Origin of the sequence: Solibacillus merdavium, from assembly GCF_014836935.1 — a bacterium.
GTDB classification, from domain to species: Bacteria; Bacillota; Bacilli; order Bacillales_A; family Planococcaceae; genus Solibacillus; species Solibacillus ferritrahens.
Window position 1 is genome coordinate 1 of the sequence record NZ_JACSPW010000005.1, and the last position, 12825, is coordinate 12825.

13 protein-coding genes are annotated in these 12825 nt (G+C 35.0%); 11 read left to right on the forward strand and 2 right to left on the reverse strand.

The genetic code is table 11. The features are described 5' to 3' along the window. Positions 1-84: 84 nt before the first annotated feature. Complete coding sequence (locus H9632_RS06700; protein WP_191703343.1) at positions 85-735, forward strand: YesK family protein; 651 nt, start codon at positions 85-87, stop codon at positions 733-735. Positions 736-860: 125 nt separating this feature from the next. Here H9632_RS06700 and H9632_RS06705 read toward each other — a convergent pair whose 3' ends face one another. Then, positions 861-1097, reverse strand: a complete 237-nt coding sequence (locus H9632_RS06705; RefSeq protein ID WP_191703344.1) for a DUF2651 family protein — start codon at positions 1095-1097, stop codon at positions 861-863. A gap of 317 nt (positions 1098-1414) precedes the next feature. Between H9632_RS06705 and H9632_RS06710 the strand changes: the two genes are divergently transcribed. The 10 genes from H9632_RS06710 (at position 1415) to H9632_RS06755 (ending at position 12046) form a co-directional block, all read left to right on the forward strand. Next, on the forward strand, positions 1415-2935 hold the full coding sequence (locus H9632_RS06710; protein ID WP_191703345.1) for a transglycosylase SLT domain-containing protein: 1521 nt from the start codon (positions 1415-1417) through the stop codon (positions 2933-2935). A gap of 87 nt (positions 2936-3022) precedes the next feature. Further along, the gene (locus H9632_RS06715; protein WP_191703346.1) at positions 3023-3385 is read left to right on the forward strand and encodes a hypothetical protein; all 363 of its coding nucleotides are present in this window, start codon (positions 3023-3025) and stop codon (positions 3383-3385) included. A 27-nt stretch (positions 3386-3412) separates the two neighbouring features. Then, positions 3413-4348 carry a hypothetical protein gene (locus tag H9632_RS06720; protein ID WP_191703347.1) on the forward strand — a complete coding sequence of 312 codons (936 nt, stop codon included), beginning with the start codon at positions 3413-3415 and terminating at the stop codon, positions 4346-4348. Positions 4349-4635: 287 nt separating this feature from the next. Beyond that, positions 4636-5184 carry a DUF2179 domain-containing protein gene (locus tag H9632_RS06725; protein WP_191703348.1) on the forward strand — a complete coding sequence of 183 codons (549 nt, stop codon included), beginning with the start codon at positions 4636-4638 and terminating at the stop codon, positions 5182-5184. A 225-nt stretch (positions 5185-5409) separates the two neighbouring features. Next, positions 5410-5871, forward strand: a complete 462-nt coding sequence (locus H9632_RS06730) for an RND transporter (protein ID WP_191703349.1) — start codon at positions 5410-5412, stop codon at positions 5869-5871. Between the two features lie 229 nt (positions 5872-6100). After that, positions 6101-6949, forward strand: a complete 849-nt coding sequence (locus H9632_RS06735; protein WP_191703350.1) for a DUF6612 family protein — start codon at positions 6101-6103, stop codon at positions 6947-6949. A 167-nt stretch (positions 6950-7116) separates the two neighbouring features. After that, the gene (locus tag H9632_RS06740; RefSeq protein ID WP_191703351.1) at positions 7117-8619 is read left to right on the forward strand and encodes a lmo1851 family serine protease; all 1503 of its coding nucleotides are present in this window, start codon (positions 7117-7119) and stop codon (positions 8617-8619) included. A gap of 69 nt (positions 8620-8688) precedes the next feature. Next, the gene (locus H9632_RS06745; protein WP_191703352.1) at positions 8689-9588 is read left to right on the forward strand and encodes a CobW family GTP-binding protein; all 900 of its coding nucleotides are present in this window, start codon (positions 8689-8691) and stop codon (positions 9586-9588) included. A gap of 178 nt (positions 9589-9766) precedes the next feature. Next, a complete protein-coding gene (locus H9632_RS06750; RefSeq protein WP_191703353.1) occupies positions 9767-10468 on the forward strand; it encodes a CAP domain-containing protein in 702 nt (233 codons plus the stop codon). A gap of 501 nt (positions 10469-10969) precedes the next feature. After that, the gene (locus H9632_RS06755; protein ID WP_191703354.1) at positions 10970-12046 is read left to right on the forward strand and encodes an undecaprenyldiphospho-muramoylpentapeptide beta-N-acetylglucosaminyltransferase; all 1077 of its coding nucleotides are present in this window, start codon (positions 10970-10972) and stop codon (positions 12044-12046) included. A gap of 73 nt (positions 12047-12119) precedes the next feature. On the opposite strand, the gene H9632_RS06760 is transcribed toward H9632_RS06755, so the two are convergent. Then, positions 12120-12668 carry a GNAT family N-acetyltransferase gene (locus H9632_RS06760; RefSeq protein WP_191703355.1) on the reverse strand — a complete coding sequence of 183 codons (549 nt, stop codon included), beginning with the start codon at positions 12666-12668 and terminating at the stop codon, positions 12120-12122. Positions 12669-12825: the final 157 nt, after the last annotated feature.

Below are 12825 nucleotides of genomic sequence, written 5' to 3' on the forward strand. Positions count from 1 at the left end.
ATATACATTTCGAAAAAAATTTTTTGGCACTCAAAAATGGCGTGAGCCATTGATATATCAACATTTATAGAGGGAGGTGTTAAATTGATCTATTTAGTCATGTTGGTTGGATTGTTTTTAGGTATTATATTTTTTGCGTTTGTTTTTATTGCTTCAAAAAGGAGCGGCAAATATTATTTAGCACCAGTCATCACTTTTCTTTTTTCGGGAATGATTGTGGCATACAGCCTATTCTTGGTTGGAGGATTCGAAGGAATGGGTTATTTATTTTTAGCAGTAGGATTTCTTGTAGTTAGTATTGCAGGAACATTGCTGTTACCGTTATTAATCCCGAAGATTAAATCAAAATCTCTTAATAGAAAAGATAAAATTAGTTTGTTCCTTTTACCTATCCTATTTTTTGCAACAATCGGGATAGCCATATTTTCAGAAGATGGCTATTGGATTATTGAACAGGCAAGCGCTGCTCCTGTAGACAAAGAAGGTTACCGAATTTCCACTATCTCTGAAGGAAGCAAAGCAATCACTTTACAATTAGGGGGAAAATACCTCGGAAAAGAAATTGAAGTGGAAAATGTAAGTAAACGAGGGGCGACAGAAATAATTTTGAAATTTGTAGATGGAGGGGATGATGATAAAGTTCCTTTTATACAGATAGGACTATATGAAATAAACGAACCATTGAAAGTACAAACAACGGATGGCGATATTTTTGAATCAATAGGGAGTCCTTGAAAATAAAGTTTTCCAATATAGAATAGAATCTATGGTATATAGTAGTAAGTTAAAGAGTAAGCCAACCCAAATAATGGTGCTTAATGTACGCCAGGATGATAGAGTAAAAGGACTTGTATGTAGCGTTATGCACGAGTCCTTTTACTTTTTTTAGTGTTCATAATACTAGTGATAATCGAGAAAATCGTAAAAATAATCACCCAAAAGAAGAATGTTTCACCAAATGTTGTAAACGTAAGTATTGTTAATACGCTAAATACTATTAATGGAGCGATGAACCATTTTTTAAATAACAAATAACTTATTGATGAAACAGTATATATGATAATAGGTAAAATTAAAAATACTAATAGAAATTCCATACTATCCTCCTAAAACATCAGCTTTTGATAAAACTATGTTAATACTTTTTCGCGTTAAAATTGTAACATAGGAAGTTAATGGTTTATATAGATGTATACTTTTAATGAAAAAATTAACAGTATACAAAGGACAAATTGATCGAATGAAAGCTTTACTCTTTTTTTGTTGAATAGTATCAAATTTTGATAGGAAACATTCAGTGTATCGAGTAACAGAAAAATCGCTGAATTTTCATACTATCTCGAATAGGGTATTTATGGTAACATGTAACTGAATCTTTCAAGTTAGAAAATAAAAGGAAGTGTAATAATCACATATGAAAAAGATATTGAAACCATTGATTAGTGTTGTTGCAATTGGTGCACTCTCCCTATCTATCAATATAAATCAAAATGTATTTGCGGATACATGTGAGTATGATACATCATCAAAGGTAAACCCAGACTATTCCACAATGAACTGTTTGTTAACCGAAACAGCACTGAGATATAATGTGCCTCCTGAAATTGTGAAGGCGGTAGCGGAAGGTGAAAGTGGAAATTGGCGACATTTTGATCAGAATGGCAAAGCGATTGTGACGGCTGATAATGGAATTGGTCTTATGCAAATTACCAATCAAGCGCGCTACGATCAAGAGAAGCTAAAAAGTGATCTTGTCTATAATATTCAGGCTGGCGTAGAGACGCTGGATAAAATGTTTAATCGCAAGGATTTGCCTAGCATCAACGGTGGGGAAAGAGATGTATTGGAACATTGGTATTTCGCTATCATGGCTTATAACGGGACTAAGCCAGTAAATAGTCCAATTGTACAAGCAACTGGTGAAAGAAATGTTAATGCCTATCAAGAAAAAATTCTTGGAATTGTTAAGAAATCAGAATTAATAAACTTAAAGGAACTGCCATTTAAACGCGAACATTTCCAATATGACTCTAACAGCAAGGAAAATATTAAATTTTCAGCTCTGAATTATAAATTTGATTTACCATTAACTGAATCAAAGTATTTTTTTAAAACGAATCAAAAAGTAAGTGCAACAGCTAATCCAAAATTTAGGTCAACACCTACTACGAATAATGATAATATTAAGGGTACTTTAAATAAAGGCGAAATGGTTACCATTACTGGTCCATTTGTATATGATGAAGTTTCAACGAAGAAAAACCATTTTGTTTGGTATCCAGTAAAAAGAAGTGACGGGTCAGAGGGGTATGTAGCTTCAAGTTATTTAGAGTACCCGGAAATGACAACATTACCAATACCGTCTCCAGCAGAGGTAACAAAACCGGACTACGCTGCTTATACTAAAAAGTATGCTGATTTCAACCCTACAGCCTGGTGGAAAGATGATATGATTTGGGCAATCGATCGAGGCTTAATTAAAGGATACAATGATGAATGGAACGCAAAAACTAAGAAATACGAAACCCAGCTACAACCGAACAGACATTTAACGGAAGCTCACTTCTTAACAATCTTCTTCCGTTATGCTCAAAAAGATGAATTAGCAAATGTAAAAGGCACTTCGTCTTGGAGCAGAAGTGGTATATACAACATGGCGGAAAAATACAAAATGCCTGTACTGGCAAATGAAAAGTCCAAAGAATCTAGAGCTCAAGCTGAGAATGGCATTAAACGTGGTAAATTAGCGCAATTGATCGTATCATACCATTTAGGTAAACAAGTAAGTGAAAACGAAGCTATTCAATTTTTCATAGATAATGGAATTACTACTGCTACATCAATCGTTGAATATAAGCCTAACCAAATTTTAACTCGTGCTCATATATCAGCGTTTATTCAAAGATATGAATCATTCGAATTAAAGCAAAAATAATTGAACTAAAAAAACGGTTGCGTTCTTGCAATCGTTTTTCTAATTTTACGGCGGAGGAAATGCATTAGAAAGAGGAGGATAGGTTGCATGGAACCAAAATGGCTATACAGATTAGAGAGTACCATTCCAACGCTAGGGCTTTGGTATAACGAAAAAGGGGACTTCGTTTTAACCCTCGCCGAAATTGAAAACTGTAAAACGAAAGATCTGCCAATGGGGTTTGACGAAAGATATAAACAAGGTGGTAAAGACTGGTTTAGTAGTTGTTCCAATATTGAAGATTTAACGCATTGGTATTCAATTGAAAATGCGAAAGATTTAATTAAGAAAGGCTTTAGGTTTTCGAAATATCTTGCTACTGATTACGTTGAATACGACAAAGAAACCGTTTTTTTAAAAGAGACTTGTTTGGAGAGAGTTACACTAAAGATTGAAGAAATTTTTAAATGAGAAAGTTTGGAATCGGGGTTGTGAAAAATGGATATGGATAATACTCAATACATTGAGCAGTGTATGATAAATTATGAAAAGATTATAAATAAAACAAAAGTAGCAACTAAAGAAAATAACGAAGTATTAGCAAAGCTTATCAAATCAATGTCATATGGACTCATCAAAACCAATTACGATAATTGGCTGGAAGAGTGCTTATTACAGGAAGACTGGCAAAAATTGAATGATTTAATTTTCCAGCAAATGCGTTATCAATTACTTCCGGGATCCAGTGGAGGGTACGACCATTGCCGAAACACTTTACATATTTTAGAGGCATTCGCTTGCGGGGACAATGAGGTAATGGAGCGCATTCTTCCAAATGAGCTGGGTTTAACTAAAAATGGTTACCCGTTTTATGTTGTGATAAGCAATCTCTTAATGGCAATGTGGTATAAAGATGAAACACTAATGAAAAAAGCCCTTGATGCTGCAGAAAAATTTGTTGGTACAAAGAAACCGCAATGGGAGCGTTCGGGAGCTGCATTTCTCATTGCTTTACAAGATGAAGATGTAGAAGCAATGGGAAAACATTTACAAGATTTCTGTTCGGGATATATGCGCGCAGATTTTAATAAGGCGATAAAACGGTTATGTGTACCTGCACATGGTCTTTATTGTTTGGCAAAAAACATATTGCCCTTAGAGCTATTTCAACAGATTAAAATGCCGGAACACAAGAACTTTTCTCAAGAATTCGCTAAGTGGAGAAATGATAATCCGCACCCTAGCTTAAATATATATTTTGAATATCCATCTCCTTTGGAAATCCTTAATCAAATAATTATGGCACCAGTAGCTAAAAGCATTATTTCCCAACCTTATCTTCAGAACGATAATCCACATCATTCACCGCAATTAAAGAAAAAATGGTTTCTTGATGAAGAGGCAATGTTAATGGCCTTTGTTGAAAATATGTAATCTTATTATTTAGATTCACATGTGTTGATCAATTAAATCCTTCCTGTAAAAAAAAGGCAATCTCAGTATTAAAACTGAGGTTGCCTTTTATTAATATATTGCATAAGTGATAAATAATATTAAATTTAGGTAAGTCTCGTTGATAATCAAAGTACTGATTACCAACGTTACATATATCTTTTACGCAATTTATTATGTTTTTTCTGCTACGCTATTAAAATTATATGAGTATAAAAATTATATTGGGGTAGAAGTATAGAAAATATTTAATTGAAAGAGGCGTTAACATGCAAGAAATACTTCTAATTTTGGCAATACAACTTGTTTATGTACCATTAATGACATTGCGAACGATTTTCCTAGTAAAAAATATGAGACTTCTAGCTTCAATTTTTGGGGTTTTAGAAGTGCTAATTAATGTATTTGCTTTATCCATCATCTTCAGTGGTGATCAAAACTTCATAGCGATGCTTGTCTATGCACTCGGTTTTGGACTTGGGATACCATTAGGAACAATGATTGAAGGTAAGCTGGCAGTTGGTTATGTTTCTGTTACGATTAATACGCAAGAAAAAAATCAGGAATTGATCGACATGTTAAGAGATAATGGATTTGCTATTACGACATATATTAGTCAAGGGCGTGACAGCGACCGATTTAAATACGAAATTTTGGCAAAACGAAATCGTGAAAAAGAACTGTTCAATCTTGTAGAATCAATTGAACCGAAAGCATTTATTATTTCGTATGAACCTAAATCATTTAGAGGCGGCTTCCTAGTCGACCGAATGCGCAATAAAAAGTTTAAACTAAAAAAGAAGACAGGAGAAAATTGATTTTCTATTGTGTCTTGAATCGCTAAAATTCAGCAAAAAAATAATAATAAATTCAGGATAGTTGGCAATACTAGTTATTGATGGTCGGTTAGCCATCGAATGATTTCGGCGCAGAAGGTTTCATCCTTCGCGCCTTTTTTATGTTTATACATTATCGCATTTTTTTGAAATTGATGTTATGGAAATCCCCTTTTCTTCAAATAATGAATGAAAAGGGGTGATAAGATGAGTAAAGAAGTTGGGAAGATTTTTGTACAGAGATTGATGAATAATAGTGATCCATTATCAAACATCGTTACAGTGCACCTTTTTTGTGAAAATGCGATAAATAGTTTAATTAAGGCTAAAGCTTTTGGCGTCGAGGATTTCTCGAAAAAGAATAAGGGGGAAACATATATCCCTATTCTTGATTCCAATTATTCAACGAAATTGTATTTTGTCTATTCGATGGGTTTAATCGAACAAAAATTATATGAAAATTTAAGACTGCTTAACCATTGGAGAAATAAAGCTGCCCATAATATCCATGAAGACTTAAAAAAATTACCTATCAATTTTCATATTTATAATGAAAACCATTCGATAACAGCAGGGGCCGATGAAAATGAAATCGTTTTAGGTGTTGCCTTTGCAACTTATGTTGAATTACATAAGTTTATCGAAGAACAATATGAAATAAAAATTTGAAACAAGTCGTTAAGCTTCGATATCAACACAAAGAGAGTTGGGGATGGACATTTCCAACTCTTTAATTATGACATTTAATTGATATTTACCCAATCGTATTCGGTTCTTATTTCACATTTTTGTAATTAAATGATGGTCAAATGTACCGAATATCCATAATATCCGCTAAAAATGTTTAAATAAGGGTAAATACTGTAAGTAGTTTATTTTTTTAAAGGGGATGGACAATTTGAAAAAGAGATATTTTTTGGCTATGAGTACACTATCAATTGCAGTGGTGGCAGGTTGTGGAGATACAGCGGAACCAGTAGAAGGAACTAAAGATGAAGCAAGCTTAACTTTGCAGCAAGTATATGAAAAAGCAATGGAACGCCAGCAAAATTTAAAAAGTGTCCATGCTGAAACAACGATGGACCAAGTAACGAATTTAAAGATGGACAGCGAAACAATGCAACTGACAAGTTCATCTAATTTAGCAATGGACATCGAACAAAACCCTATGGCAATGTATACAAAAGGTACTATTGATATGGATATGGGTGGCGAAAAATTCGAAATGCCAATGGAGATGTACATGACTGAGGAAGATGGCTTTTACATGTTGAATGGCGAAACAAATGAATGGATTAAGCTGCCGGATGAACAATATGAACAAATCATGGCACAGGCTGGGGCACAGGCAAATTCAACAGAACAATTAGAACAATTACAGCAATTCATAGATGAGTTTACATTTGAACAAGATGATGAAAATTACTTATTAACCTTAAATATTCAGGGGGATGAGTTTAAACAATTTATTCTATCTCAAATGGGTGCAAGTTTAGGTGAATCCATGGACATGTCAGGTGATATTTTAGAGAACATGAAGTTTGAAGATTCCCAGTATAATATAGTAGTTGCAAAAGATACATTTGATACGAAGGAAATCGATCTAGACTTAAAGATTATTACTAATATAGAAGGTCAGGAAACAACGATCGAAAGTGATGTTAATGTTATTTACTCGAAGTTTGATGAGGTAGATACAATCAAAATCCCGGATGAAGTATTAAAAGAAGCGACAATAGCTGAATAAAGTGCAAGCAGTGGAAGCGCATTTTCGCGTTACCCACTGTTTTTTTTATATTATATAGGAAACAAAATAAAAAAATTATCGTCTGTCCTTTTCTAGTCGCCTCTAAACTGATATTATTGATATAGTGTGACATCAGTCAGTGTAAAAATGAGAGTGGTGAAATTGAAATGGATGAACAAAAAAGAGATGAAGAACAAACAGAACAAAGTGAGCAGCAAGTCAAATCTGAAAAGCCTGCTGGTAAATATTTACGTATGAAACCATTTGCTTTCATTATGCTCATTTTCCTAACAATTATATGTACTGCTGGTTTAACTATCTTTGCATTAACGTTCGGTGAGCAAAAGGTTGTGGAAGTGAAGACTGAGGAACGTCCAGAATTCAAAAAGTTATATGATGCATATGATGCTCTTCAACAAAAATATTTTGAAGACGTAAATGAAGAAGAAGTAGTATATGGTGCAATAAACGGAATGTTTGATGCATTGGGTGACCCTTATTCAGATTACATGAATAAAGAAGAGGCTAGCTCGTTTAACGAAAACCTTTCTTCAAGCTTCCAAGGTATTGGTGCAGAAATTCAAGAGAGAAATGGCTATATTATGATTGTCTCTCCAATTAAAAATACACCGGCTGAAAAAGCAGGTTTGCAACCAAAAGATATGGTGCTTGCAGTTGACGGCAAAAGTGTAAAAGGAATGAGCTCTACTGAAGCTGTACTCCTGATTCGTGGAGAAAAAGGCACAGAGGTGACATTAACAATTCAACGTGGAGAAGCGGATAGCTTTGACCTGACGCTGGTACGTGATGATATTCCTGTGGAAACCGTATATGGTGATTTGGATGAATCAGGGATTGCTCACCTTCAAATTACGTCATTTAGTGAAAACACTGCTGTAGAGCTTGAAAAACTATTGATTGAATTTGAAAAAGAAGGAATGAAGGGAATCGTTTTAGATGTTCGCCAAAATCCTGGTGGGTATTTAAAAGCAGCTATCGACATTTCGAACTTATTCGTTGAGCAAGGCAAAACAATCGTACAAATCCAAGAGCGCAATTTAGAGCCTCAAATTGTGATGGCCGATAATCGCTCTAAATATAAGCTGCCTGTAACTGTTTTAATCGATGAAGGAAGTGCCTCGGCCTCAGAAATTTTGGCAGGAGCATTAAAAGAATCGGCAAATGCTAAAATCATCGGCTTAAAATCATTCGGTAAAGGGACAATGCAAGAAGTTATCTACATGGAAGATGGCGCTAACTTAAAATTCACAACGGGTAAATGGCTGACACCGGATGGAAACTGGATTAATGAAAAAGGTATCTCTCCTGATGTGAAAGTGGATTATCCAGATTATGCGTCACTGCCATATATTGACCCAAATCAAACTTATGAATTAGGTACTGAGCATGTAGTGGTAGAAACAGCAAAACGTATTCTAGAAGTATTGGGTTATGACCCAGGCGAAGTGAACACTGTGTTTGATGAAACGACTGAAGCGGCATTAAAAGCGTATCAGGAAGAAAATGAGCTTGAAATTACGGGGATCTTAACTGGGGATACAACTTATGCATTAATGGATGCCATTAGTGAAAAGCTGAAAACTGAAGATCCGCAAATTTTAAAAGCGAAAGAACTTTTAGGTGTAACGCCTGAAGCAACAACAGACTAATACAAAAGATGGGCTAGTAAAAAGTGGAACTCACTTTATTGCTAGCCCATTACTATAGGAAGTGAAAATATGAAAGATGTTTATTTATTTAGTGGCTTTTTAGGCAGTGGCAAAACTTCCATGTTAACAGATGTAATCCGTCAATTGAAGGAAGCCGGATTAAAACCAGCCGTAATTATGAATGAGTTGGGCAAGTTGCCTTTTGACTCACAAGCCGTAGAATCCGATGTCCCATTAAAGGAAATGCTAGAAGGCTGCATTTGCTGTAGTGGTGCAGAAAAGACCGAGGCGCAAATTCAATCGCTTTTACATGATCAACAATTTGATGTGTTAATTATTGAAACAACAGGCGCTGCGCATCCTGTAGAAGCACTTGATGCCGTATATTCACCATTATTTGCAGAACAGTTGAATATAAAAGGAATTGTTACAGTTGCTGATAGCCGATTATGGTTAGATCGCGCTGTCTTAACTCCACAAGTGCGCTCGTTGTTTATGGAGCAAATTCGCCATGCACACTTAATATTAGCGAATAAAACAGATTTACTGACAGATTCTGAACAAGCTCAAGTTGTATATGAGCTGCAAAGTTTTAATTCTAAAGCGTTCATCTTACAAACAACGAATGGTCGTGTTCCACTTAACTTATTGCAAAATATGCAATCGACAGCCCGTGTTTCAAAGGATGACATAGTATCGGCACGCATTGGTGAAAGCTTCAATTTAGGCTCTAGATTAGTACATTTTGATACTAGTTTCACTCAGGAACAGTTTGAAGATTGGATTCGGGAATTGCCGGAAACGGTTTACCGCATGAAGGGGTATGTGCCGATTGAAGGGATTAAAAACCCGATGCTGTTTCAATATGCGTACGGTATGGTGCAATGGCTGCCGGAATACGTGAAGATGGCACCAAGACTCGTAATAATCGGAGAGAATATAAAAGACGTGGAAATTATTGGACAATAACTCGTCAATACCTTTTCCAATGCAATGTTTGAGGGAATTGGATAAATTTATAGGAAAAATGAAGTGAGATTTAAGATTATAAGGCTTATAAATTGGTAGATGGACAACTTACCAATTTATAGGCCATTTTTTTATAATTTTTTCATTTACGATGGGATTACGAAAGGAGGCGTACAAAATGAAAAAATTAATATTACCATTTTGTGCAGTAATACTTTTTGCAACACAAGCACCCGTTGCGAATGCTAACGCAAACGAAGGGGGCAAAACAACTACAGGAATCAACTACTATCAATCAGCAGCAGAATATAAATTGAAGCTGAATCAAAAATATAACTCTCAAAAAAAGACACCTCAAAAACAAGAGGTATCATCAAATACAGTTAAAAATACATCTGTTAAAGAAGTAAAGAAAGAGCAAACGTCAAATGTTCCTTCTACTAATGTAACGCCGTCAAAAGCAGAACAAGCAACAACAACAACGAATGCTACAACTAATCAAGTATCGGCATTTGAAGAGAAAGTAGTAGAATTAACAAATGTTGAGCGTACTAAAAATGGTTTAAATGCTTTACAAATAGACAGACCATTAATGGCAGCAGCTCGCGAGAAATCACAGGACATGAAAAACAATAACTATTTCTCTCATACTTCACCGACATTTGGCAGCCCATTTGATCGTTTAAAAGCATTGAATATTTCGTACAAAGCTGCAGGTGAAAATATCGCAAAAGGTCAAAAATCACCAGAGCAAGTTGTAGAAGCTTGGATGAACTCAGCAGGACATCGTGCAAATATTCTAGATAAAAATTTCACGCATATTGGTGTAGGCTATGTTAAAGATGGCCACATTTGGACACAGCAGTTTATTAAAAAGTAAACACAATAAATATATCTTGAATTATTAGTACATCACTTATATAAAGTGATGTACTTTTTTGTTCTTATAACATGTATAAGTTCCAAGAAACCAAAATGGATTTTTAGTAACGCTGGCATCGTAATAATAGTTTATGTGAATAATAATTATTTTAAATTATACATACTGAATTAGGGTGATATATGTTTAACTTTAACGCAAATATTTTATATAGGCTTCAATTGTGCTACAATTAACGGTATACTTATATTTGCTTTAAAATAAAGCGGTGCAAAATCGTTATATAAGTTGTGGTGAATTCCCAAAAAATACTTTTCGAGAATAATGATAATAAATGGGATATATGAATATACGTTGAGAATACGTATAAAAAAACTATTTTAAGAAAAAATTAACGTAAATTAAATGGCAGACTAAATAATATGATATTTATCGAAGCATGTTGAAATGTCTTGATGCATAAAATATAAAAAATGACATTTGCTTTGTTAGGAGAAAATTATGAACGAAAAATCAATTATTTTAACAGGTGGGGGAACAGCCGGTCACGTATCATTAAATGAGGCAATCATTCCATCATTATTAGAAGCAGGATATAAAGTACATTATATTGGTTCGCAGGCAGGTATAGAAAAAGAACTTATAGGAAATGCATTTCCAACATTGCCTTATCACAGTATTGCAAGTGGGAAGCTACGCCGTTACTTTTCAATGCAGAACTTTACAGATCCGTTCAAAGTGTTGGTAGGGGTCACACAGGCTTTTACTATTATTAAGCGAGTAAAACCGACTGTAATCTTCTCAAAAGGTGGTTTTGTGTCGGTTCCGGTAGTCATAGCAGCAAAACTGGCGAATATTCCGGTCGTTGTACACGAATCTGACGTTACACCAGGTTTGGCAAATAAAATTTCATTGCCATTCGCATCTCATATTTTTACCGTATTTAAAGAGACTATGAAACATTTACCGAGCGATAAAGCGACATGTACCGGCTCGATTATCCGCCAACAACTTTTTGAAGGTAACCGCGAACGTGGTTTAGCCTTATGCAATTTTACTTCGGATAAAAAGGTACTTCTTGTTATGGGGGGCAGCTTAGGTTCTGTCGTAATAAATGATGCGCTTCGAAGCAACTTGCCGACATTGCTCGAAAATTATCAAATCATTCACCTTTGTGGCAAGGGGAATAAGGATACGTCATTTGATAATCTGGAGGGCTATTGCCAATTTGAATATGTGACGAATGAATTGCCGGACTTGTTATATGCAACAGATTATGTCGTATCGAGAGCAGGCTCTAATTCAATATTCGAATTTTTAACATTGCATAAGCCGATGCTTCTTATTCCTCTATCAGCTGCAAAAAGTCGTGGGGATCAAATATTAAATGCAAATCTGTTTAAAAAACAGGGTTTCGCACAAGTATTAGATGAAGAGAAATTGACAAAAGAATCGTTTTTACAAGCCATCAATCACCTTTCTGCAATGGCAGATGAAATGATTGACCATATGGCTGAGGTTGAACATCCTAAAACACCGAAGGAAATGGTCGGATTAATTACACAATACGAAAAATAAAAAGCGAGAGGCGTCCCAACAATGTGGAGAATGCCTTTCGCTTTAAGTTTATAGGTTAGTGTAAAGAATTGCTTTACATTGCTTGTTCTTCTGCTTCCTCTTGAGTGTGAGCAGTTGTTAAGTAGAACAGGTCTTTTGGTATTTTAAATAAACGGAATTTAGTAGGACCTTGATTGATTTCTTCAAAAAGCAGGGGATTTGTATCCTCAGCATCAATTACATAAGGTAATTTTGATGCTGCTGCCTGCGATCGGCCATTTTCTTCCCGTACACGTAAAAATACTGTATGGAAATCGTAATCAAAAAACAACTCATTTAAAAATGCCAGCTTTGCTTTTTGATTGTAGCCTACTCCTTGAAATGGTTTGCCAATCCAAGTACCTAAAAATCCGGCACCATCCTGAATATCAAAGATGCTAATTGTACCGATTGGAGCGCCCCATTCATCGACGATTGTGCGTGAGATTGTTTGGCCATTTTGCTCTTCTTCGATTAATTGTTTTGTCATAAATAAATACTCCTCAGCGGAAGTTGCTTTTTGACGAACGAACGGAAACACAGACGGATGACGTAATAACTCGTATAATTCTGCAGTTTCTTGAAGATCTCTTTGTTTTAACATGTGAAACGCCTCCTTTTAAGAAGAAAATGGTAGAGCCTGTAGAAAAGAAATTAGTGTAAATAATCTTCTAATGCTAAAAGGTTCTTTATCATAAGGCAGTAGTCATTTCGAACTTGATCTTACCTAAAAGAATTTGACGTTAAACTATGGAACATAA